This window comes from Cellulomonas sp. SLBN-39 (genome assembly GCF_006715865.1).
Taxonomy (GTDB): Bacteria; Actinomycetota; Actinomycetes; order Actinomycetales; family Cellulomonadaceae; genus Cellulomonas.
Genome location: NZ_VFOA01000001.1, coordinates 3619014 through 3642821 on the forward strand (window position 1 = coordinate 3619014; position 23808 = coordinate 3642821).

A 23808-nucleotide genomic window follows, 5' to 3' on the forward strand; every position below is an offset into this window, starting at 1 on the left:
TCAGCCCTCCCCCTCGGTGGCGGCCGCGTCGGCCGCGTCCTCGTCCGTCGCCTCGTCCGGGACGTCCTCGAACCGGCCCGAGAGCGTGCTCTCGGTCAGCTGGACGGTCGCCGACACGGCGTAGAACGTCGAGCCCTCCTCCTCGGACGCCGTCACCGACGACACCCACGGGTCCGCCAGGCCGGGCACGCCCGCGAAGGCGTCGAGCATGTCGGACGTGTTCGGCACGGTCTTGCTGCGCATCTCGAAGGAGATGGAGCCGATGCTCGCGCCCTGCAGCGGGTCGAGCGGGTCGGTCGGCGCGGCGAACGGCGACGGGCCCTGCACGGACAGCGAGTCGATGCTCACGTCGGCGGGCAGGACCGCGGCGATCGCGTCGACGTACGGCTTCCACGGGATCTCCGTCGCGGTGCCCACCAGCCGGGCCTCCTCGATGTCGGCGATCTGCCCCAGCACGAGCGGCACCTCGGCGTACTGGCGCTCCTCGGCCTGCAGCTGCATCGTCTGCGCGTCGGCGTCGGCGAGCTCGTTGTCGGCCTGCGCGCGCACCAGCTGGGCGAACGCGTACGCCAGGCCGACGACCACGACGACCGCGAGCAGGGAGATCCCCAGCCAGCGCTTGACGACCGCGAGCGAGCGGGCGGCGCGGACCTCCGGGGGCAGCAGGTTGACCTGCGGCATCGTCGGGACGACCGTGCGCGCGGGCGCCGGGGCCGTCGTCTTCTGCTTGCCGCGGGTCCTGCCGCGGTCCAGGACGGTGCTCATGCCGCGACTCCGTGGGCCAGGCCGACCGGGAGCGCGAGCAGCGACTCGGCACCGGTGAGCGTCGAACGGTCGATCGTCTTGCCGACCCTCAGGCCCGCGAACGCGTCGCCGAGCATCACGGGGATCCGCGACGAGCTCGACAGGTACTGCCCGAGCCCGGGCAGGTGCGCGCCGCCGCCGGTGACGACGAGCGCCTCGACGGGGGTCTCGCGGTGCTGGGAGGACCAGTAGACGAGGGTGTTGCGGATGCCCTCGACGAGGGTGCGGCACGAGGAGGTGATGGCCTCGACGGCCGGTGCGTACTCCGGCGGGGCGGAGAAGCCGACGCCGATGTCCCGCTTGAGGCCCTCGGCCTCCGGCTGGGGCAGCGCCATGGCTGCGGCCACCGCGTCGGTGACGTGCTGACCGCCCTGCGCGAGCAGACGGACCAGGCGGGGCGTCCCGGCGCTGGCGACGACGACGTTGGTGATGCGGGCGCCGACGTCGACGAACGCGACGGTCCGCTCGGCGAGGTCCCCGCGGGCCAGGGCCCGCACGAGCGCGAACGCGTTGAGGTCGACCATGCTGGGGCGCAGCCCGGCACCCTCCGCGGCCAGGACGTTGCCCACGACGACGTCGCGCTGGGCGGCGACGAGCATGCCCTTGACCATGCGGCCGCGGGGCCCGTCGACCTCGTCGACGGGCAGGAAGTCCAGCAGGGCGTCGCCCGAGGCGACGGGCAGCAGCTCCTGCACCTGGTAGGGCAGGGACGCCTTGAGCTCGGCCGGCGGCATCCAGGGCAGCTCGATGTCGCGGACGACGACGCGCTGGTTGCCGACGCCGAGCACGACGTCCTTGCTGGTGAACTTGGCCTGGGCCCAGAGCCGGCGCAGGGCGTCGGAGACGACCGCCGGCTCGTTGACCTCGCCGTCGCGCACGGCGCCGGGTGGCAGGGCCACCTCGCCGACGCGCTGCAGCGTGCCGCCCGCGCGCGGGCCGCCCTTGCCGAAGGCGACCTCGACGGCACGGACGGCGCTCGTCCCGATGTCGAGGCCGATGACGTTCGTGGAGGCCACGGTGGTCCTTTCTCCGAGGAGCTTGCACGTTCCCTATCGGACGGATGACCGGCATCCTTGAGGCGACGGACGGGCGAGGGCCCGGTCAGAGCAGCCCGAGGTACCCGTCCCACAGCGGCTGACCGGCGACGAGGCCGATCCAGGCGCCGGCGAGCATCCACGGACCGAACGCGATCTGGGTGCGGCGACCGGCCCGGCGGCCGGCGATGAGCGCGAGCCCGACGACGCCGCCGACGAGGAACGCGGCGAACGCGCCGACGACCAGCGCACCCCACCCGACCCAGCCGAGGTACAGACCGAGGACGCCGGCGAGCTTGACGTCGCCGAACCCCATGCCCGCCGGGTACGCCACGAGCAGGACGAAGTAGAACGCGAACATCGCGGCGGCACCGATGCCCGCGCGCAGGAGCGCCCCCCAGTCGGCGGTCCCGCCGGGGTCGGCGGACGCGAGCGCGAGCAGGGCCAGCGCCACCGGGTACGAGGGCAGCACGATCGCGTCGGGCAGCCGGTGCACGTCGAGGTCGATCGCGGTCAGGGCGACCGTGATCGCGACGAGGTACAGCAGCGCAGGCGTCCACCAGCCCGGTCCGGACCACCACGCGACGGCCGCGAACGCGACGCCGGTGAGCAGCTCGACGGCCGGGTAGCGGGCCGAGATCGGCGCCGCGCAGTCCCGGCAGCGCCCCCGCAGGACGAGCCACGAGACCACGGGCACGTTGTCGTACGGGCGGATCCGCGCCCCGCACGACGGGCACGCGCTGGGCGGCGCCACGACCGACTCGCCCCGCGGGACCCGCCACACGACGACGTTGAGGAACGAGCCGACCAGCAGCCCGAGCACGCCCGCGAGGGTGACGAGCAGCGGGGTCAGCTCAGCCACCGTACGCCTCGACGTAGTCGCCGACGGACGCCTCGACGTCGAGCGGCGGGGCGTTCCACTTCTGGTCGATGCCGCCCGTGCAGGACGTGACGACGATCTTCGACCACGAGCCGTTGTACTTGTCGCCGAGGCCGATGCAGCGGCCCAGGTGGTCGACGAACGTGTAGCTGGTGCCGTAGTTGCCCGTGTCCTGGTACCGGGTCCACCGCTGGTTGGCCGCGCTCGTCGAGCACGCCGACGTCAGCGTCACGTACTGGCCGCCGGCGCCCGGGGTCTGCAGGCAGTACTTCTGCGACGTCGAGTTGGAGCGCAGGACGTAGATCTGCTGCGGCCCGAGCGAGGGCGAGCCGACGGCGGGCTCGGAGTAGTACCACTTGTGGTTCCAGTCGAGCAGCGTGCCGCCCGAGGGGTCCTGCTTGCAGGGGTACACGATCATGAACGCCTTGCCGACGTCGGTGTCCGTGACGTCGAAGCAGCGCCCGAACTCGAGGTAGTTGACGATCTGGCGCGTCGTGATGCTCGCGGCGCCGGCGCCCACGGCCGGATCGGGGTTGAACGAGCCCCAGGCGGAGTCGCCCGCGCAGCTCGTGCCCACGGAGAGCTTGCGCCCCGCGATGCCCGTGCCCGACGTCGAGCCGGACGACAGGCAGTAGCTCGAGTAGTTGGTGATGGAGGTGTTCTCACCGCGCCAGCGTGCACCGCCCTCCCAGCTGTAGAGCTGGTTCCAGCGCGCCGTGCCGGTCTTGCACGTCTCGAGCGTGACGCGCACGGTCCCGGACGACGTCGACGGCGGACCCGTGATGCACAGGGGCGTGCTGCCCGGCAGCGTGCTGGAGGCGAGCTTGATCATGTAGTCGACGTCGTACAGCCACAGCTCGCGCTCGTCGTCCTCGCCGCAGCTCGCCTTGTCGACGTACGTGACGTTGGACCCGGCGGTGATGCCGTCGGCGCGCAGGCAGAACCCGTCCCCGAAGGTGTAGATGCGCCCGCCGGCGATGTTCGTGTTCGTCGTCTTGAACTGGTACACGGTCGCCAGCGTGCGGTCCCCGAGGGTCGCGTCGAGGCGGGCGAGGTCCTCGGCGTAGCCCTCGGCGACCACGCGCGCGTAGGCGGGCTGCTGGACGGGCCGGCAGGACATGACGTTCGCGGCCAGCCAGGAGTCCGAGCGCCCGGCCGGGTTCTCCTTGTAGTAGCTCACCCGCACGTCGTACCGCAGCTCGCCGCCGGAGTCCGCGACCGTGCCGGTGAGCGTGCACGGCAGCGCCGCGAGGCTGCCGTAGACCGACCCGGTGAAGTCCGGTGCCGCGGCCGCGGAGCGGATCTGCGAGAGCGCGGCCTCGACGCCGGCCTCGGCGGCGAAGATCGTCCGGGTGTTCTTGCGCGCGAACTGCGTGGGCGTCACCTGGGACAGGACGAGCGCGAGGATGATCGTGCTCAGCGCACCCATGAGCAGCACCATGAGGATGGCGCTCATCATGGCCACGCCCTCGTCGCGGTCGCGCCAGACGGCGAGTCGGCGCAGCAGGCCGGTCGTGGGGTCCACGGTGGTCCTCCTCAGGGGCGGCCGGACGCGGCCAGGCAGACGGGGGTGTCGGACGTGCCGTTGCCGTCGGCGTCGACGTTCGACAGCGAGCTCTCGGAGGAGTTCCGTGCGACGAAGGACGTCGCGGAGTCGACCGTGACGTCGGTGGCGCCGATGCTCAGGCGCAGCAGGAGCTGCTGGTGGGGGTGCTCGTCGCCGGCGAGGACGACCTCGAACGGGTAGGGGCGCCCCGAGGTGTCGGAGTCCGGACGCACGTCGGTGACGAGGGTGCTCCACGCCGGGGCCGTGACCCCCGCGGTGTCGTTCCACGAGCGCTGCGCGATCGTGCCCGCCGTCGGGTCCCAGCGCCACTGCGTGCAGGTCGCGACGCCGGTCGAGGACGAGCGCTCCGACGTGCGGAACTCGACGTACCGGGCGCCGCTGGCGCCCGTGCCGGGCAGGTTGACCGACTCGGCGTAGCGGATCTGCCGGTCCAGGCGCTGGAACACCAGGCGCACCGAGTCCCCGGACTGCGCGGTGACGTCGGAGCGGACGGTGCTGTTCGTCATGATGACGACGCCGGCCATGAACACCGAGACGACGATCGTGAAGATCCCGATCGAGACGATGAGCTCGACGAGCGTCATCCCGGCGTCGGGGCGCGTGCCGTGCAGCCGGGCCCGCAGCCGGGCCGCCGGGCTCACCGGCCCACCCGGATCGTCACGGTCGCCGGCGTCGAGACGAGGTTCGTGTGCTGGCCGGTGCCCTGGATGACGTAGGTGAACGTGCAGGTCCGGCTGTTCGTCCCGTTCGGCAGCGTCGGCGCGTTGTACCGGAAGATGCCGTTCTGCAGGTCGGGCTGCGTGGTGGGCAGGCTCCCGCAGTTGGCGGCCAGGGTGCTCGTCGCCGCAGGGCGGAACTGCACGGTGCCGTTGAAGTTGTTCGGCGCGTCGTTCGACCCGACGTTGATCGCGTTGTTGGTCGTGCCCGTCTTCACCTGGACGGAGTCGTTCACGGGCGTCGGCACGAGGATGATCCGCATCGTCTTGATGTCGGAGGACACCGACCCGTCCGGCGTCCAGACGCGGTACTGCACCGTCCAGTAGCCGAGCACGTTGCCCTGCTGCGCGTACGCGAGCTGCGTGCCGCGACGGTTGGTGGTGGCGTTGTAGTCGTTGCCGTTGACCTTGAGCTTGCCCTGGGTGATGTCGCTCGACATCACCTCGATGATGTAGTCGCCGGGGTTGCCCGTCAGGGTGACCCAGTCGATCGGCGCCGTCGTGCCCGCTGCCGTCGCGGCGATGCCCACCGTGAGGTCGACCGCCAGGGGTGCGGCGTACGCGGTCACGGTCAGGCGGACCCGCGCGGTCGTGCTGACCAGCCCCGACCCGTCGGTGAACTGGTACTCGAAGCTCGGCGAGCCCATCTGGCCCTGGGGGTCGAAGACCACGCTCGTGCCCGAGACCGTCACGGTGCCGAACGCCGGCGGGGTGATGATCTGCACGCTCGCGGGGCTGCCCTGGTCGTTGGTGGTCACCGGGATGGTCACGGCGGTCCCACGGTTCGTCGTCGCGGTGTCGTCCACCGCGCGCGGCATCACCGACACCCGCACGGTCGCGGTGTTGGACTCACGCCCCGCGGCGTCCTTGAGCATGTACGTGAACGTCATGATCCCGGAGGCGTTGGTCGGCGCCTGGAACCGCACCTGCCCGTCGGACTGGAGCGTCGCGGTGCCGGTGCCGCCGGTGACCGTGACGTTGCGGACGGGGTTCGACACGACGACGCCGATGACGTCGTTGCGCACCACGTCGACAGTGACGGCCTGGCCGACCTCGACCACGGCGACGTCGTCGACCGCGATCGGGCGCGTGGTGTTGTTCCACTCCAGGTCGGTGTTCGGGTCGATCAGCGAGGTCACCTGGTACGAGCAGGCGGTGTCGCCGCAGGGGCTCTGCACCGAGTCCCAGCTGATGAGGACCATGACCCGCAGCATGCGCGTGTACCCGGCGGGCACGGTCGCCGGGTCCGTGAGGTTGCCCGGGACCGTCGCGCACTCCGCGTTCGTCGACGTGGGGCGGTAGCAGTGGCCGACGAGAGTCAGCACGTCGTAGTCGACGTTGTTCAGCGTCTGCTGGGACGTGATCGGCAGCGTGCCGTTGCCGGTGCCGGCCGGGTCCCACGCGGGGTACGTCAGCGCGATGCCCTCGACGCCCGCGGCGGCGCCGGTGGTCCACGCGGACTGCACCGCGGCCTCGCTGCGCCCGACGAGCAGGCCGCTGACGTCGTCCACGGGCTGCGCGACGACGCCGTACGCGGCCTCCATGGCGTCGTTGGCCACGACGACCGCGTTCTGCGTGCGCTGCTGGTGGGTGATGGTGCGGGTGCCGGAGAGGAAGAAGTACAGCGCCGCGGACGCGACGAGCGACATCAGCGCGAGCGCGACGATCACCTCGACGAGCGTGAACCCGTCGTCGGCGGGGCGGTTCTCGGCACCGGGGCGCATGGGCACTACTTCCTCTTCGTCGGCCGGGAGATGGTCGGGCGCCGGGGGACGCGAGTGCGTCCCCCGGCGCCCGGGTGCAGCGTCAGATCACTGCAGACCACCCTCGTCGGACAGGTAGACGAACTCGGTGTCGGTACCCGCCGCGGTGTTGCGGCCCGTGATCTGGTAGGTGCCGTCGTTGTTGTTCGTGTAGACGATCACCGTGTCGTCGTGCGAGAGCGCGACGGCCTCGCCGTTGATCGTGATCTCGCCGTCGCCCGCAGCGCTGCTGGCGCTGGCCGGGTACTCCTGGTCGTTGATGAACGCCGTCTCGACCGTGGTCGCGATGGTGCGCAGGTCGGACTTGATGCCCGCGTCCACGGCGCCCTGACGCTGGTTCAGGAAGACCGGGATGGCGATCGCGGCGAGGATGCCGATGATGATGACGACGACGAGGAGCTCGACGAGCGTGAAGCCCTGCTCCTTCTCGTCCATGGCCTTACGGATGCGAGCGATCATGCTCGGCCTCACTTCGGTGTCGGTGAAAGTGGTGTCAGCGGTCGGCCCCAGGGAGCCGCTCCACCCGGTCCGTCGTCCAGAACCGCCGCCCACTTGAGGGGACCGGGCCCGCTCCACCCGCCAATCACCCGACCGGCCCACACCGTGCCCCGAACGCCGACACGGACGGGCGGCGGGCGTCCGTGGGGCACGCACCACGACGCCCCGTGGAGGTGCTCCACGGGGCGTCGGTGGTCGATGCGCGCGAGGGCCGTCGCCCCCTGTCGGGGTCGACGGCGCCGATGTCAGGGCAGCGTGAGGACAGCCGCTCCCCCGCACTCGCCGCCGCCCTGGGGGCGCAGCCCGTCGGCGTCGAGCACGTACGTGCGCCCGCCGCGGTCGCTCGCACCACGCAGGCAGTACACGCCCGCCTCCACGACCACGTCGAGGCTGTTGCCGGGCGTGACGCGCACGTCGGCCCGCACCTGGTCGGCGTCCATCGCGGCGTCGCCCTCGCGCGCCGCCGTGACAGCGACGAGGAGGTTGCGCAGGTCGGACTGCACGGACGCCTCGATCGCCGAGGTCCGCTGCGCGATGAGCACGGGCACGGCGATCGCCGCGAGCACGCCGATGATGATCACGACGACGAGCAGCTCGGTCAGGGTGAAACCGCGCTCGCGCGCGGCCCCGCCGGCGGCGGGGTGGTCAGTAGTCACCGGGGCCTACTGGATGTACTCGAAGATGGTGAAGATCGGCAGGTACATCGCGATGATCATGCCGCCGATGACCGAGCCGAGGACCACGATCATGAGCGGCTCGATGAGGCTGGTGAGCTGCTCGGTCGTCGCCTCGACCTCCTGGTCGTAGAAGTCCGCGACCTTGGACAGCATCGTGTCCAGCGCCCCGGTGTCCTCGCCGACGGCCATCATCTGCACCACCATCGGCGGGAAGATCGGGTGGTCGGACAGCGGTCCGGACAGCGAGTTGCCGGACCGCACGGACTCCTGCACCTGGCGGGTGGCGCGCTCGATGACGATGTTGCCGCTGGTCTCCCCCACGATCTCCAGGGCCTGCAGCAGCGGGACACCGGCGTGGATCATCGACCCGAAGTTGCGGGTGAACCGCGAGATGGCGATCTTCTGGAAGAGCTTGCCGAACACCGGCACCTTGAGCTTGACCGGGTCGACCTTCTCGCGCACGGCACGGTCGTTCTTGTGCTTGCCCCACCAGACCGCGAAGACCGCGAGCGCCACGGCGGTCGGGATCGCCGTCCACTTGACGACTCCCGAGAGCCACACGAGGAACGCCGTCGCCGGGGGCAGCTCGCCGCCGAGGGACGCGAACATCTCCGAGAAGATCGGCACGATGAACAGCAGCATGCCGACGACCGCGAGGATCGCGATGACGAACACCACGACCGGGTAGGTCATCGCGGACTTCACCTTGCCGCGCAGCTTGACCTCGGCCTCGAAGTTCGCGGCGACGGAGATCAGCACCTCGTCGAGGAACCCGCCGACCTCGCCCGCCTTGACCATGTTGATCATCAGCGGCGGGAACTCCTGGTGGTGCTTGGCCAGCGCCGCGGAGAACGCCTGCCCCGTCTCGACGTCGTTGCGCACCTGCGCCACGACCTTCGCCAGGGGCTTGGACTCCGTCTGCTCGGCGAGGATCGCCAGGGCGCGGATCAGCGAGAGGCCCGAGCTGATCATCGTCGCGAGCTGGCGCGACAGGATCGCGAGGTCCTTGATCGTGACCCGGTCGCTGATGCCCGGGATGGAGATCTCGGTGTTCAGCCCCGACGTGCTGACCTGGTTGATCGAGACCGCCGCGAGGCCCATCTCGCGCAACCGGTTCGCGACGGCCGCCTCGTTGGGGGCCTCGACGCGCCCCTTGACGATCTTGCCGTTGCGGTCCCGGACCGCGTACTCGAACGTCTTCGTCGCCGCCATCAGTACCCCGGTCCTCCGTAGCCGCCGGCCCCACCCTGCGGGGCGGAGCCCGAGCGCCCGGTGAGCCGGTTGTAGTCCTCGACGTGGTGGCACTTCTCCAGGCCGACCTCGTAGCTCACGCGGCCGGACTTCACGAGCTCGGCCAGGTGCTGGTCGAGGGTGTGCATGCCCTGCTGGGCACCGGCCTGCATGGCCGAGTAGATCTGGTGGGTCTTGCCCTCGCGGATGAGGTTGCGGATGCCCGGCGTCGCCACCAGCACCTCGGTCGCGACCGCACGGCCCGGCGAGTCCGCGCGCTTGCACAGCGTCTGGGACACCACGCCCTGCAGGGCACCGGCGAGCTGGGTGCGCACCTGGGCCTGCTGCGACGGCGGGAACACGTCGATGATGCGGTCGATGGTCTGCGCGGCGTCCTGCGTGTGCAGGGTCGCGAACACCAGGTGCCCGGTCTCGGCGGCGGTCAGCGCGACCGAGATCGTCTCCAGGTCGCGCATCTCGCCGACGAGGATGATGTCGGGGTCCTGGCGCAGCACGTGCTTGAGCGCGTTGGCGAACGAGTGGGTGTCCTGCCCGATCTCCCGCTGGTTGACCAGGCACTTCTTGTGGTTGTGGAGGAACTCGATGGGGTCCTCGACGGTCATGATGTGGTCCTCGCGGGTGCGGTTCGCGAGGTCGATCACCGCCGCCAGCGTCGTCGACTTGCCGGAGCCGGTGGGCCCGGTGACGAGCACCAGGCCGCGCGGCAGGTTGGCGAAGGACCCGACGACCGGCGGGACGCCCAGCTCCTCGAGCGGCTTGATCTCGTAGGGGATGACACGGAACGCGGCGCCGATCGCCTCGCGCTGCTGGTAGAGGTTCACGCGGAACCGGGCCAGGTTGCGCACCGAGTACGACAGGTCGAGCTCGAGGTGCTCCTCGAACCGCTCCCGCTGCTTCTGCGACAGGATCGCGTAGAGCGAGCGGCGCAGCGCGTCGCCCTCGACGACGGCGAACCCGTCGAGCGCCTTGAGCGACCCGCTGACCCGGGCCATCGGCACCGAGCCCGTGGTCAGGTGCGCGTCCGAGCCGCCGAGGCGGACGAGCTCGCGCAGCACCTGGTCGACGTCGATGTCGTCATCGCGCCGGTCCTGCCCCACGCCCGCGCGGGCGGCGGCACGGCCGGCGGCCCGGGTCTGCGGTGCCGGCGCACCCGGCGGCGGTGCGGCGACGCGCATCGACGCGGGCACGGGCACGGACGTGTGCGCGGGCGGCGGAACCTGCCCGGCGGGCACCGCGGCCGGCGGCACGTACGGCGGCAGCCCCTCGGGCGGGGCGGGCGGTACGGAGGTCGGCACACCGGGGGTCATCGAGCCCCACGCGCCCTGCGCGGGCACGGGTGCACCGCCCTGCGCGTGCACGGGTGCTGGACCCTGCGTGTGGCCCGGGGCCGTCGCGTAGGCGGGTACGGGTGCCGGCACGGCGTGCAGGGGTGCCGACGGGGCACCCCCCTGCGACGGGATGGGCGCGTACACCGCCTGCGGCGCGGGGCCCGCCTGGGGCCCCGCGGGCCGGTACGGCGGCAGCGGCCGCCTCGGCTCCCCGCTCGGGTAGGAGTCGGTCACGTCGTCCCTCCACGTCGTCGTCCCGGCGGTCGGCACCGGGCTGCGGGCCGACCCCTGCCGGGGCTCGTCATCTCATCGGCCGCACCGGCCCGGTACTTGAGCGGGTGTCCGGGTGCGACCGTGCCGTCGGGCGCGTCGTCAGGCGACGACGCGCAGGATCTCCTCGATCGACGTGTCCCCCGCGGCGACCTTGTACCAGCCGTCCTCGCGGAGCGTGATCATGCCCTGCTTGACGGCGGTGGCGCTGATGTCCGCGGCCGAGGAGTGCGCGACGGCGTGCCGCTCGATCTCCTCGGTGACCCGCATGACCTCGTGCAGCGCGAGCCGCCCGCGGTAGCCGGTCCGCGAGCACGTGGCGCAGCCCGCGGGGCGGAACAGCTCGGGCACGGGCTCGCCGGGCATCCACGGGAACCGGGCGGCCTCGAGCTCGTGCGGGGTCGGGGTGTACGGCTCCTTGCACTTGCCGCACAGGCGCCGCGCGAGCCGCTGGGCGACCACCGCGTCGAGGGCCGAGCCGACGAGGAACGGCTCGATGCCCATCTCCGTCAGACGGGTCACGGCCGACGGGGCGTCGTTGGTGTGCAGCGTGGAGAGCACGAGGTGACCGGTCAGGGCCGCCTCGACGGCGATCTGCGCGGTCTCGTGGTCACGGATCTCACCGAGCAGCACCACGTCGGGGTCGGACCGCAGGATGGAGCGCAGCGCCCCGGCGAACGTCAGGCCCGCCTTGGGGTTGACCTGCACCTGGTTGATCCCGGGCAGCCGGTACTCGACCGGGTCCTCGACGGTGATGACGTTGATCTCGGGCTTGGACACGGCGTTCAGCGTCGCGTACAGCGTCGTGGACTTGCCCGAACCCGTGGGGCCGGTGACGAGGATCATCCCGTAGGGCTTGGTGTACGCCTCGCGGTACGTCGTGTAGTTGTGGTCGAGGAACGACAGGTCCCGCAGGTCCAGGCTCGCGGTGGAGTTGTCGAGGATGCGCATGACGATCTTCTCGCCCCACACCGTCGGCAGGGTCGCCACGCGCAGGTCGATCTTGCGACCGTTGTGCACCACGGACATGCGGCCGTCCTGCGGCTTGCGCTTCTCCGCGATGTCGATGTCGCTCATGATCTTCACGCGGCTGATCACGCCGCCCTGGATGTTCTTGGGCGAGCGCTGCGTCTCGTGCAGCACCCCGTCGATCCGGTACCGCACCCGCAGGTCGTGCTCGGTCGGCTCGATGTGGATGTCCGACGCCCGGTCGGTGATCGCCTGCGTCACCAGCAGGTTCACGTACCGCACGATGGGCGCGTCGTCGTCGACGAACTCCCCCAGGCGCGACAGGTCCGCCTCGGGCTCGGTCTGCTCGTCCTCGAACGCCGACGAGAGGTCCTCCATCTCGCCGTCCGCGCGCACGTACCGGTCGATGGCCCGCAGCAGGTTGTCGTACGCCGCGATCACGGGCACGACGGCCCGGCCCGAGATGGACCGCACGTCGTCGACCGCGACGACGTTGCCCGGGTCGGCCGTGGCCAGCAGGATCGCGCCGTCGGAGAACCCGACGGGCAGGACCGTGTACCGCCGGCACAGCGCCCCCGGCACCATGGCCACCGCGGCGCGCTCCACGGGGTAGTCGTCGAGGTCGACGAACTGCATGCCGACCTGCTGCGCGAGCGCCTGGACCAGCTGGCCCTCCGACAGGACGCCCAGCTCGACGAGCGTGCGCCCCAGGGAGCTGCCCCGCGTCAACTGCTCGTCCATCGCAGCCAGCAGCTGCGACTCCGTCACGAACCCCTCGTCGAGCAGGATCTCCCCGAGCTGCTTCACCGTGCGCGCCTCCCCGTCCTCGCCGGGCGCGCGAGTGTCCACGCTCCCGTTCGAGGCCATCGGCACGGTGGCAGGCGCCCATGAGGACACCTGACCAGGTCCACCCGTGGTGACGACCACACGGGTGACACGTCCACCGGTCGGCGCACCCGGTTCGTCCGCCTCGCCCGCGCCGTCCCGGTTCCGCCGTCCCCCTGGGACCGAGCACGGAGGTGAGCCGGTCCGTCGCCCTGGAGAACCGTGTCAGGAGGTGCGCGACAGCAGGTCAGGCCGCGCTGACGAGCGCGTCCTCGAGGGCCCGCCCCATCCGCTCCACCGGTGCGGGGTGCCCGGTCATCAGGCGGACCTGCTCGACGGCCTGGTGCAGCAGCATCCGCTCCCCGCCGACCACCGTGCCGCCCGCGGCGGCCCACGCCTGCGACAGGGCGGTGGGGCGCGGGTCGTAGACGACGTCGAGGAGCACGCCCGCCACCGAGCCGCCGAGTGCGGCCGCGAGACCGTCGGCGGCGTGCGCGGGCAACGTCGAGACCACCGCACCCGCCGACCGGAGCGCCGCCGGCGCCTCGTCGAGGGGGCGCAGCACCGGGCTCACGCCCATGCGGTGCGCGGCACGCAGGAGGCCGGCGGCCCGCGCGACGGAGCGCACGTGCACCGTCGGGGTGGTGCAGCCGAGCTGGGCGAGCGCGGCGAGGGTCGAGGCGGCGGTGGCGCCGGCGCCGAGCACCGCCGCGCTGCGCAGCCCTCCGGTGACGCCGCCCTCGCCGAGGGCCGCGACGAGCCCGTGCACATCGGTGTTCGCGCCCGTGAGGACGCGTCCCGCGCCGGAGCCCTGGATCAGCACCGTGTTGACCGCGCCGACCACGTCGGCCAGAGGCTCGACGTGGTGCAGCAGGGGGCGGACCGCCTGCTTGAGCGGCATGGTGACGCTCAGCCCCGCCCACGTCCCGTCGAGCCCGGCGACGAACCCCGGCAGCTGCCCCTCTGTGACGTCGGCGGCGTCATACCGCCAGACGTCGTCGATACCCAGGGCGGCGTACGCGGCCCGGTGCAGCACGGGCGACAACGAGTGCGCCACCGGGTGACCGATGACCGCAGCGCGCATCAGGACGCGCGTCACGAGTTCTCGGCTACCCACTGCCGGTACAGGGCCCGATTCTCTTCGTGTTCGTCGTTGGTCGTGGCGAAGCGGGTCTCGCCGGTGTCGAGGTTGACCGTCATCCAGAACAGCCACGAACCGTCAGCGGGGTTGAGCACCGCGTCGATCGACTTCTCGCCAGGCGAAGCGATGGGGGTGGGCGGCAGCCCGACACGGAGGTTGAGGTTGTAAGGGCTGTCGGACGTGTCGAGCATGTCCGTGGTCAACTCCGTCCCCGAGATCCCCAGCCCGTACGCGAGCGACGCGTCGATCTGGAGCCGCATGTCCTGGTCGATCCGGTTCTGGATCGCCCGCGCCATCTTGGGGCGGTCCTCGTCGTGGCGTGCCTCGCGCTCGATGAGCGAGGCCTTGATCAGCACCGTCTGCCACTGGTCCTGGGCGATGCCCTTGGCGGTGAGGAGCTCGACCGTCTTCGTCGTCATCTGCTTCAGCACGCTGGCCGCGCTGGCGTCGGGCTCGACGGGGTAGGTCGAGGGGAACAACCACCCCTCGGGGTTGCCGCCCGCCTCCGCGGGCAGGCCGATCGCCGCGGGGTCGGCGGCGGCGGCCTTGAGGTCCTCGACCGAGATGAGGGTGACCTCGTTGATGCGCTGGTAGATCTGCTCGGCGGTGTAGCCCTCGGGGATCGTCACGTTCATCGTCGCCCGGCTCTTCGGGTCGAGGAGCGCCACCACCGCCTCGCTGGCCTTCATCTCCAGCAGCAGCTTGTACGTGCCGGGCTGGATGGACGCAGCGTCGGGGTTCGCCTCGAACGCGTCGAGGAACGCGCCCTCGCTGGCCACGACGCCCGCGTCGACGAGGGCCGTGGCCATGTCCGCGCCGGTCGCACCGGCGGGGATCACGACGGGCTCGCCGCCCGGCCGGCCGGGACCGGTGTAGTCGGTCACCGCGGCAGCCGAGCTGGAACCACCGCCGAAGAGGCCGCCGAGCGCGCCGCCGAACAGGGAGAACACCACGTAGCCGGCACCGGCGACCATGACGAGCGCGACCGCGAGGATGGCGTAGGAGCGGCGGCGACGCTGCTTCTTGACCTTCTCCTGGCGCCGGCGCGACGAGGCGCGCGAGCGGCGTCGGGGCTCCTCCGGGGGCGCGCCCGCGGGCGTGCGGTCGCCGAAGAGGTCGGCGGCGCCGCCCTCGGCCTGAGCCGGGGCCCACCATTCCGTGTGGTTGCTCACCTGGTCGTCACTCCACGGTCGTCGTGCCGTCGCCTGCAGCCTCCCCCGACGCCGGGCTCCGTGGGTCCAGGTCCACGTCGACCCGTTCCCCGGGGCGACGGCCTGTCGCCCGCTCGGCGTCCAGCGCGTACTGCAGGATCACCACCGCGGCCGCCTGGTCGACGACCTCACGGTGGCGGCGTCCGGATCGGCCGGACGCCTGGAGCGCGTGATGCGCGGACACGGTGCTCATCCGCTCATCGACCAGACGGACCCCCGTGGGGGCCGCGGCCTGCGCCAGGGCGACAGCGTACGCGCGCGCAGCGCCCGCCGACGAGCCTTCGGCACCTGAGAGGTGTCGGGGAAGTCCGACATACACGACCTGCGCACCACGCTCACGCACCTCGTCCGCGATCCGGACGACGTCCGGAGACGTCGCGTGGACCGTCCCCGCGGCGCGTCGGACCGTCGCGACCGGCGTGGCGAGCATCCCGTCGGGGTCGCTCGCCGCGACACCGACGCGGACGCTGCCGACGTCGACCGCGAGGCGGGCGCCCCGGGTCACGGGTGCGTCGTCGGAGCGGCGTGCCACGTCAGCCGCGCACCGCCGCCACGACCGCGGACAACGCGTCGGCCAGGCGCGCGGGGTCCTGCCCGCCGCCCTGCGCCACGTCGTCCTTGCCGCCACCGCCACCGCCGAGCACGCCCGACGCGGTGCGCACGAGAGCACCGGCCCGCAGGCCCGCCTCACGGGCCGGCGCGTTCGTCGCGACGACGACGAGCGGGCGGCCCTTGGAGGTCCCACCCACGGCCACGACGGACGGTGCACCGTCCCCGAGGCGCCCGCGCACGTCCAGCGCGAGGGTGCGCAGGTCGTCGGCGCCCGCCACGTCCCCGGCGTCGTGCGCGACGACGAGCGTGGCCCCCACCTGCTCCGGCGACGCCGCGAGCCGGCCCGCCGCGGCGAGCACCTGCCCCTGACGCAGCTGGGCCAGCTCCTTCTCCGACTCACGCAGCCGCTGCATCAGCGAGGACACGCGCTCGGCGAGGTCGTCCGGACGCGCGCCGAGCAGCCCCGAGAGCTGCCCGACGAGCGCGCGCTCCTTGGCCTGGTACCCGTACGCACCCGCACCGACGAGCGCGTCGACGCGGCGCACGCCCGACCCGATCGACGACTCCCCCAGCAGCGTGACGAGCCCGAGCTCGCCCGAGCGCCGCACGTGCGTGCCCGCGCACAGCTCGCGCGACCAGTCGCCGCCGATCGACACCACGCGGACCTCGTTGCCGTACTTCTCGCCGAACAGCGCCATCGCGCCGAGCGCGCGCGCCTCGTCGATCGGCATGACGGCCTCGGTCACGTCGAGGTCGTCCTGCAGTCGCTCGTTGACGCGCCCCTCGATCTGCGCGAGCGATCCCGCGGGGACGGCCGCGCCGGAGCGGAAGTCGAACCGCAGCCGGCTCGGCGCGTTCTCCGAGCCCGCCTGCGTCGCGGTCGAGCCGATCTCCTCGTGCAGCGCCTTGTGCACCATGTGCGTCGCGGTGTGCGCGCGGGCGATCGCCCGGCGGCGCTGCACGTCGATCTGCGCGGTGCCCGCGTCACCCAGGGTGATCGTGCCGTCCACCAGGCGCCCGTGGTGCACGGACAGCCCCTTGATCGGCGCCTGCACGTCGTCGACCTGGACGAGGCCGCCCGCGTCGAGCGAGATCGTGCCCTCGTCGGCGAGCTGACCGCCCGCCTCCGCGTAGAACGGCGTGACGTCGAGCACGACCTGCACGTCGGCCGGAGCCGTCGCCGCGGGCTGCGGCACGCCGTCGACGAGCAGGCCGACGACCCGGCTGCGCGTGGTGGCGTCGGTGTAGCCGGCGAACCTCACCGGCGCGCCCTGCTCCGCGCTGAGCGCCTGGTGCAGCTGCTGGTACGCGGACGTGTCCGCGTGGCCGGTCTTCTTGGCCAGCGCGTCGGCGCGCGCCCGGTCGCGCTGCGCCTGCATGAGCGTGCGGAACGCCTGCTCGTCGACGTCGACCCCGTGCTCCGACGCCATCTCGAGCGTCAGGTCGATCGGGAAGCCGTACGTGTCGTGCAGCGCGAACGCCTGCTCGCCGGTCAGCACGGGCGCCGGCGTGGCCTTCGCCTTCGCCACCGCGCCCTCGAAGATCGTCGTGCCGGCGGTCAGGGTCCGCAGGAACGCCTCCTCCTCGCCGTACGCGACCTGGGCGATGCGCTCGAAGTCGCGCGCGACCTCGGGGTACGACACCGCCATCGCGTCACGGCTCACGGGCAGCAGGTGCGGCATCACCGGCTCCTCGACGCCCAGCAGGCGCATGGAGCGGACCGTGCGGCGCACGAGGCGGCGCAGCACGTAGCCGCGCCCCTCGTTCGACGGCGTCACACCGTCGCCGATGAGCATGAGGCTGGAACGCACGTGGTCGCCCACGACGCGCAGGCGCACGTCGTCCTCGGCGACGGCGCCGTAGCGGCGGCCCGTGATCTCCTGCGCCTGGGCGATGACGGGGAAGACCTCGTCCGTCTCGTACAGGTTGTTCTTGCCCTGCAGCAGGTACGCGATGCGCTCGAGGCCCGCGCCGGTGTCGATGGCCTTCTGCTCGAGCTCGCCCAGCAGCGGGTAGTCCTTGCCCCGGCCCTCGCCGCGCACGAACTGGTCGAACACGAGGTTCCAGATCTCCAGGTACCGGTCGCCGCCGGGGTCGACCGTGCCGCCCTCGGCCTCGGGCCCGAACTCCGGGCCCCGGTCGTAGTGCCACTCCGCGCAGGGGCCCGCGGGGCCGGGCTGGCCGGTGTCCCAGAAGTTCTCCTGCCGGGGCAGCCGCACGACGTGCCGACGGTCCACGCCGACCCGCAGCAGGGCGTCGAGCGCCTCCGCGTCCTGGTCCCACGTCGTCACCCAGAGGCGGTCGGGGTCGAGCCCGAAGCCGCCCGCGTCCTGGGGGGACGTGAGCAGCTCCCACGCCAGCTCGATCGCCCCCTCCTTGAAGTAGTCCCCGAAGGAGAAGTTGCCCATCATCTGGAAGAACGTGCCGTGCCGGGTCGTGCGACCCACGTTCTCGATGTCGTTCGTGCGGATGCACTTCTGCACGTTCGCGGCCCGCGGCCAGGGCGCGTCCTGCGTCCCGAGGATGTACGGGATGAAGGGCACCATGCCGGCGATCGTGAACAGGATCGACGGGTCCGGCGAGATCAGCGGCACGGACGGCACGATCTCGTGGTCCTTGGTCGCGAAGTAGTCGAGCCAGCGCTGGCGGATCTCGGCGGTACGCATGTCGTCCTCGTGGTTCTCGTCGCCGCGGGCGGCGGTGCTCGGTTCTGGGGGCGCCGGCGCGCGGTGCGCGTCGGGCGGGCCGCGGTGCGGCCGGTCGGGCTCAGAAGAACGGTGCCCGGTCGTCGTCGTCGGGGTCCTGCGTGGGGGCGTCGCGCCAGCCGCGGGCGGCCAGGTCGGCGGCGAGGTCGTCCTCGCCCGCACGGGCACCGCCGAAGGTCGCGCGCAGCTCGTCGCGGCGGCGTGGGGCCTGGGCCCGCAGCTCGTCGACGTCGACGTCGCCGACGAGCGCGGCCAGCAGCTCGGCCTCGCGCTCGGCGACGCCCTGCCGGAAGTCCGTGCGGGCGGCGTCTGCGGCCCGGGCCAGCCGGACGGCACCGGTGACGGCCTCGGTCGCCCCGGGCGGTGCGTACGTCTCGACGAGCCGGCGGCCCTGCCGCACGACCACGACCGTCAGGGCGACGCCGACGCCGATCCAGAAGACCCGCCTCACGGCCGGCTGCCCCGGCGCAGGCCGTCGACGGCCCGCCGCACGCCGTAGGAGAAGGCCGCGACCTTGATGAGGGGGCCGCCGACCGTGGCGGTCACCAGCGAGGTGAGCGCCGAGACGTTCTCGCCGACCTGCGCCGCCGCCGTGGTCAGCGTGTCGACCTTCTCGAGCTGGCCGGCCGAGGAGGCCACCAGCTGGGCGGTCTCGTCGAGCACCGGCACCGAGTGGTCCGTCAGCGCCTTGACCGACGCGCGCGCCTCGTCCAGCACGCCGCCGAGCTTGAGCAGCGGCACCGCGAGCAGCCCCACGAGCAGCACGAACGCGATCGCCGCGATGAGTCCCGCGACGTCTCCCACCGACATCCCGGCTCCTTCCCCCGCTCGACTCGTGCGCAGCCGCGCTGCGCCCCGGCAACCCTACCCGCGCGCGCGGACCGGGTGCGGCGGCGCACCGCGCGCACCGTGCCCTGCCTCGCGCGCCCCGTGGCTGCCCCGGGACGACGACGCCCCGCCGTGCGCGGGGCACGGCGGGGCGTCGAGGAGGGGTGCGTCAGCGGGCGTAGTACTCGACGACCAGCTGGACCTCGCACGTCACCGGGACCTCGGCACGCTTCGGGCGGCGCACGAGGGTGGCGCTCAGCTTCTCGAGCTGCACGTCCAGGTAGCCCGGGAGCGTGGGCAGCACGTCGCGGTGCGCACCGGCAGCGGCGACCTGGAAGGGCACCGTCGTCTGGCTCTTCGGCTTGATCTGGAGCGTCTGGCCCTCCGACACGCGGAAGGACGGACGGTCCACGATCTTGCCGTCGACGAGCACGTGACGGTGCACGACGACCTGGCGGGCCTGCAGGATCGTGCGGGCGAAGCCGGCGCGGAGCACCAGGGCGTCCAGACGCGTCTCGAGGTCCTCGACGAGGGCCTCACCGGTCAGGCCCGGGGCCTTGCGGGCGTTCTCGTACGCCTTCGCGAGCTGCTTCTCGCGCAGCGCGTACTGGGCGCGCAGACGCTGCTTCTCGCGCAGACGGACGGCGTAGTCCGACTCGGTGCGACGACGGGCGCGGCCGTGCTCGCCGGGCGGGTAGGGGCGCTTCTCGAAGTGCTTGACGGCCTTGGGCGTCAGGGCCAGGCCGAGGGCGCGGCTCAGGCGGACCTGGCGGCGCGAACGGGTCACACTGCTCACAGCGGTACTTCCTGTCGTGTCTCGTGACGATCACACCCGCGCACCGGACGAGGTCCGGACGGAAAGAGGTTCCGGCAGGCGTGGGGCCGACCATGGTGCACCCGGCACGGAACACGGGTACGGGCTGAGGCCCCAGGGGTGACGCCGGCGCGCGAGCACCGGCAACCCTGCGATGCTACCCGGCCGCCCGCACGAGCGGAAATCCGGGGCGCGCAGGTCAGGCCTCGTCGAGGATCGCGCGGATCCGGTGGAGTCGCTCGCCGACCGAACGCTCGTACCCGCGGTCCGTCGGCTCGTAGTAGCGCGTGCCCGCCAGCTCGTCCGGCAGGTGCTGCTGCGGGGCGACGCCGTGCGGCTCGTCGTGCGCGTACCGGTAGCCGGCCCCGTGGCCGAGCTGCTTCGCCCCCGCGTAGTGCGCGTCGCGCAGGTGCGCGGGCACCGGGCCCAGGCGCCCGGCCCGCACGTCCGCGAGCGCGCGGTCGATGCCGAGGTAGGCGGCGTTGGACTTCGGCGCGGTCGCCAGGTGGACGACGGCCTCGGCGAGGATGATCCGCGCCTCGGGCATGCCGATGAGCGCGACCGCCTGCGCCGCGGCGACCGCGGTCTGCAGGGCGCTCGGGTCGGCCATCCCCACGTCCTCGGCCGCGGAGATGACGATGCGGCGGGCGATGAACCGGGGGTCCTCCCCCGCCGCGACCATCCGCGCCAGGTAGTGCAGCGCGGCGTCGACGTCGGAGCCGCGGACCGACTTGATGAAGGCGCTGACGACGTCGTAGTGCTGGTCGCCGTCCCGGTCGTAGCGGACGGCGGCGACGTCCACGGCCCGTTCGACCGTCGGCAGGTCGACGACCGCGGGCGCCGGGTCGGCCGGGGCGTCGCCGACGGCGACCTGTCGGTCCCCCAGCGCGGCGCCGGCCGCGGCCTCGAGGATCGTCAGGGACTTGCGGGCGTCGCCGCCCGCCAGGCGCAGCAGGTGGTCGGTCGCGTCCTCGGTGAGCACCACGGACCCGGCCAGGCCGCGCTCGTCGGCCACCGCCCGCTGCACGAGGGTGCGCACGTCGTCGGTCGTCAGCGGCTGGAGCGTCAGCAGCAGGGAGCGGGACAGCAGCGGGGAGTTCACGGAGAACGAGGGGTTCTCCGTGGTGGCCGCCACGAGGGTGACCCACCGGTTCTCCACCGAGGGCAGCAGCGCGTCCTGCTGCGCCTTGGTGAAGCGGTGCACCTCGTCGACGAAGAGCACGGTCTCGGTGCCGTCGCCCGCGAGCCGGCGGCGGGCGTCGTCGATGACGGCACGCACGTCCTTGACCCCTGCCGTCACGGCCGACAGCTCGACGAACCGGCGCCCGGACGTGCTCGCCACCAGGTACGCCAGGGTCGTCTTCCCCGTGCCCGGCGGGCCCCACAGCACGACCGAGGACGGCGCCGCCCGGCGCGTGGCGTCGTCGGTCGGCTCGACGAGCCGGCGCAGCGGCGAGCCGGGCACGAGCAGGTGCCCCTGCCCCGCGACCTCCGCGAGCGTGCGGGGGCGCATGCGGACCGCGAGCGGGGCGCCGGCGCCCGGTGCGGGGACGCCGTGCGCGGAGGTGCTCACCGCGTCGAACAGGTCCATGGCGGCGAGCCTACGCGCGCCGTGCGACGGTCCCCGGCCCCGGGCGGCGACGACCGGGCGGGCCGGGACGCCACGCCGCGCCGGCTGCACCGACGGGTGCAGATGTGCGCGCACGCCCGGCGACCTGCGACGATGGCGCGCGTGTTCGCACGCCTGGGCCGCACCGTGGCCCTCCACCCGCGCATCGTCGTCGTCGCGTGGCTCGTCCTGGCCGTCCTGGGGGTCGCGCTGGCGGGGGGCGTCGTCGGCGACGGTGTCCTCGGCCGGGTGACGACGGCCACGCCCGTCGCGCCGGGCTCGCAGTCCGCGCAGGGTGCGCAGGTCCTGGCGGACGCGCGCACGTCGGGACCGAGCGTCACGCTCGTGGTGCAGGGCGTCGACCCGACCGTCGAGGGGCTCGACGACGCGCTCGACCCGGCCCGGACGGCGCTGGCCGCGATCGACGGGGTCGTCGGCGTGTACGACCCGCTCGGGCTGCCCGACGGCATCGCGAACCCGGCCGCCGCACCGCTCCTGGCCCTCGACGGGCAGGGGTTCCTCGTGGTCGTCGAGCTCGCGCCCGACCTCGGCGAGGGCGCCCAGGAGGCGGCGCTGGACGCCGTCACGGCCCGGCTGACGTCGCTGCCCCAGGACCTCGCGGCCGTCGCGCCGGGCGCCACCGGGATCGTGGGCGCCGACCACCTCGTCCAGGAGGAGCTGACGGTCGGGGTCGCACGCGACCTGAGCACCGGGGCCCTGCTCACCCTGCCCGTCGCCGCCGTGCTGGTGCTGCTCGTGGTCGGCGGCGTGCTCGCGGCGGCGGTCCCGTTCGCGGCCGCGGCGGTCACGCTGGCGGTGGGCCTCGCGGCCCTGTGGGTGGTCGCCGCGGTCACGGACGTCGACGCGTCCGTCGTGAACGTGGCCGCGGTGCTCGCGCTCGGGCTCGGGCTCGGCTACGGCCTGCTGGTCGTGCACCGGTTCCTCGACGAGCTGCACGACCTGGTCGACGAGGACGACGGCGCGGGGGCGCGGCGACGCCGGGGGGACGGGGCGGTCGCCGAGGCCGTCGAGCGGACCACCGCCACCGCCGGGTGGACCGTCGCGTGCTCGGCGGCCGTGCTCGCTGCCGCGGTGGGCGGCCTGCTCCTGCTCGGCCCGCAGGTGCTGGCCGCGGCCGGCGCCGTGCTCGTGCTCGTGGTGGTCGTCGCGGCCGTCGCCGCCCTGACGCTGGTCCCCGCCGTGCTGGCCATGGTGGGTCGCCGCCTGGTGCAGCCCGGCCTGCTCGGCCCGTTGCCCGGGGTGCGCACGCTGCGTGCGCGCGCCGTGCAGCGTGCCCGCGACCCGCGGGTGACCGCCGTCCGGTCGCAGGTGCGCGGCCGACCGTGGTGGGTGGTGGCGGCCTGCATGCTCCTGCTGGGCGTGCTGGTGGCGCCGGCCTCCCGGGTGGACCTGCGCGTGTCCGGCACCGAGCTGCTGCCGGCCGCCGCCGCGCAGCGGGCATTCCTCGAGGCCCTCGCCGCGGGCTACCCCGCGGCGTCGTCGCCCGCGGTGGCCGTGGTCGCCGAGACGGACCTCGAGCAGGCGCAGGCCTGGGCCGAGCAGGTCGCCGCGCTCGACGCGGTGGCCTCCGTGGACGCCCCCACCACGATGGGCTCCTACGTGGTCGTCGGGGTCAGGCCGGCCGCGACCGACCCCGGCGGTGCCGTCGCCCAACGGGTGGTCCGCGACGTCCGGGCGCTCGACGCGCCGTTCGAGATCTGGGTGGTCGGGCAGGCCGCCGAGCAGACCGACGTGACCGCGCAGCTGAAGGCACGAGCGCCGCTGGCCGCGGTGGCGGTCGTCGTCGTCACGCTCGCGCTGCTGCTGCTCGCCACGGGCTCGGTCGCGCTGTCGGTGGCCGCCCTGACCACCAGCGCGCTGGTCGCGCTCGTCGGCGCCGGCGCGCTCGTCGTCGTCTTCCAGACGGGTCGCCTCGACGCGCTGCTCGGCCCGGCGGCCACCGGGGGCGTCGAGACCTCGGCGCTCGCGATCGCCGTGCCGGTGGCGTTCGGGCTCTCGGCGGGCGGCAGCACGGCCCTGCTCGCCCGGGTCGCCGAGCTGCACGAGGCGGGCCGGCGGACCGATGTCGCGGTCCGCGTGGCCCGCCGCCGGTCGTGGGTGCTGCTCACCGCGCTGTCCGGGGTGCTGGTCGCGCTCCTGGGCGGCCTCGTGCTCGCCGACCTGGTGGTCCTGCAGGAGATCGGCGTGGCGCTCGCCGCCGCCGTGCTCCTGGACGCGATCGTGGTCCGCCTCCTCCTGCTGCCGGGCGTGACGACCGTCCTGGCCGGGCAGAGCTGGTGGGGCGCGGCCTGGCTGGCACGCCTGCGCGACCCGCTCGTCCGCCTGCGCTGACCCCGGGCGGACGG

General features: G+C 73.3%; 20 protein-coding genes. 1 reads left to right on the top strand and 19 read right to left on the bottom strand.

The window, feature by feature from the left end; all coding sequences use genetic code 11:
* The 19 genes from FBY24_RS16500 to FBY24_RS16590 all read right to left on the bottom strand — a co-directional run bounded on the left by FBY24_RS16500 (window position 1) and on the right by FBY24_RS16590 (window position 21424).
* Complete coding sequence (locus tag FBY24_RS16500) at window positions 1-765, bottom strand: PilN domain-containing protein (RefSeq protein WP_186343265.1); 765 nt, start codon at window positions 763-765, stop codon at window positions 1-3.
* The gene (pilM, locus tag FBY24_RS16505) at window positions 762-1820 is read right to left on the bottom strand and encodes a type IV pilus assembly protein PilM (protein WP_142162242.1); all 1059 of its coding nucleotides are present in this window, start codon (window positions 1818-1820) and stop codon (window positions 762-764) included. Before pilM ends, FBY24_RS16500 begins: the two co-directional genes overlap by 4 nt.
* Window positions 1821-1905: 85 nt before the next feature.
* Window positions 1906-2691, bottom strand: coding sequence for an A24 family peptidase (locus FBY24_RS16510; RefSeq protein WP_142163658.1), 786 nt, complete (start codon window positions 2689-2691; stop codon window positions 1906-1908).
* Window position 2692: 1 nt separating this feature from the next.
* Entirely contained in the window at window positions 2693-4243 is a 1551-nt protein-coding gene (locus tag FBY24_RS16515) for a ricin-type beta-trefoil lectin domain protein (protein WP_142162244.1), read from the bottom strand.
* An 11-nt stretch (window positions 4244-4254) separates the two neighbouring features.
* Complete coding sequence (locus tag FBY24_RS16520) at window positions 4255-4926, bottom strand: type II secretion system protein J (protein WP_142162247.1); 672 nt, start codon at window positions 4924-4926, stop codon at window positions 4255-4257.
* Window positions 4923-6725 carry an Ig-like domain-containing protein gene (locus FBY24_RS16525; protein ID WP_142162249.1) on the bottom strand — a complete coding sequence of 601 codons (1803 nt, stop codon included), beginning with the start codon at window positions 6723-6725 and terminating at the stop codon, window positions 4923-4925. The genes FBY24_RS16520 and FBY24_RS16525 overlap by 4 nt, the downstream gene beginning before the upstream one ends.
* Window positions 6726-6812: 87 nt before the next feature.
* On the bottom strand, window positions 6813-7223 hold the full coding sequence (locus tag FBY24_RS19820; protein WP_142162251.1) for a type IV pilin protein: 411 nt from the start codon (window positions 7221-7223) through the stop codon (window positions 6813-6815).
* 284 nt (window positions 7224-7507) lie between these two features.
* Window positions 7508-7918, bottom strand: a complete 411-nt coding sequence (locus FBY24_RS16535; RefSeq protein WP_142162253.1) for a type IV pilin protein — start codon at window positions 7916-7918, stop codon at window positions 7508-7510.
* Window positions 7919-7924: 6 nt separating this feature from the next.
* Window positions 7925-9151: a type II secretion system F family protein gene (locus tag FBY24_RS16540; protein WP_142162255.1), complete on the bottom strand. Its 1227-nt coding sequence runs from the start codon at window positions 9149-9151 to the stop codon at window positions 7925-7927.
* Window positions 9151-10548, bottom strand: a complete 1398-nt coding sequence (locus FBY24_RS16545) for a type IV pilus twitching motility protein PilT (protein WP_304515645.1) — start codon at window positions 10546-10548, stop codon at window positions 9151-9153. The genes FBY24_RS16540 and FBY24_RS16545 overlap by 1 nt, the downstream gene beginning before the upstream one ends.
* 342 nt (window positions 10549-10890) lie before the next feature.
* The gene (locus FBY24_RS16550) at window positions 10891-12564 is read right to left on the bottom strand and encodes a GspE/PulE family protein (RefSeq protein WP_142163662.1); all 1674 of its coding nucleotides are present in this window, start codon (window positions 12562-12564) and stop codon (window positions 10891-10893) included.
* 265 nt (window positions 12565-12829) lie between these two features.
* Window positions 12830-13666, bottom strand: coding sequence for a shikimate dehydrogenase (locus FBY24_RS16555; RefSeq protein ID WP_142163664.1), 837 nt, complete (start codon window positions 13664-13666; stop codon window positions 12830-12832).
* Window positions 13667-13677: 11 nt separating this feature from the next.
* Window positions 13678-14895 (bottom strand): endolytic transglycosylase MltG, encoded by a 1218-nt coding sequence (gene mltG, locus FBY24_RS16560; protein ID WP_142162257.1) that lies wholly within the window; start codon window positions 14893-14895, stop codon window positions 13678-13680.
* Window positions 14896-14902: 7 nt separating this feature from the next.
* Window positions 14903-15364, bottom strand: a complete 462-nt coding sequence (gene ruvX / locus FBY24_RS16565; protein WP_370511033.1) for a Holliday junction resolvase RuvX — start codon at window positions 15362-15364, stop codon at window positions 14903-14905.
* Window positions 15365-15467: 103 nt separating this feature from the next.
* Window positions 15468-18152 (bottom strand): alanine--tRNA ligase, encoded by a 2685-nt coding sequence (alaS, locus tag FBY24_RS16570; protein ID WP_142162261.1) that lies wholly within the window; start codon window positions 18150-18152, stop codon window positions 15468-15470.
* A gap of 100 nt (window positions 18153-18252) precedes the next feature.
* Complete coding sequence (locus tag FBY24_RS16575; protein ID WP_142162263.1) at window positions 18253-18642, bottom strand: hypothetical protein; 390 nt, start codon at window positions 18640-18642, stop codon at window positions 18253-18255.
* On the bottom strand, window positions 18639-19001 hold the full coding sequence (locus FBY24_RS16580; RefSeq protein WP_142162265.1) for a DUF948 domain-containing protein: 363 nt from the start codon (window positions 18999-19001) through the stop codon (window positions 18639-18641). Before FBY24_RS16580 ends, FBY24_RS16575 begins: the two co-directional genes overlap by 4 nt.
* Before the next feature lie 187 nt (window positions 19002-19188).
* Window positions 19189-19815: a 30S ribosomal protein S4 gene (gene rpsD, locus FBY24_RS16585; protein WP_140459006.1), complete on the bottom strand. Its 627-nt coding sequence runs from the start codon at window positions 19813-19815 to the stop codon at window positions 19189-19191.
* Window positions 19816-20032: 217 nt separating this feature from the next.
* Complete coding sequence (locus FBY24_RS16590) at window positions 20033-21424, bottom strand: replication-associated recombination protein A (RefSeq protein WP_142162267.1); 1392 nt, start codon at window positions 21422-21424, stop codon at window positions 20033-20035.
* Between the two features lie 132 nt (window positions 21425-21556).
* Here FBY24_RS16590 and FBY24_RS16595 point away from each other — a divergent pair, with 132 nt between their 5' ends.
* Window positions 21557-23794 carry an MMPL family transporter gene (locus FBY24_RS16595; protein WP_142162269.1) on the top strand — a complete coding sequence of 746 codons (2238 nt, stop codon included), beginning with the start codon at window positions 21557-21559 and terminating at the stop codon, window positions 23792-23794.
* Window positions 23795-23808: the final 14 nt, after the last annotated feature.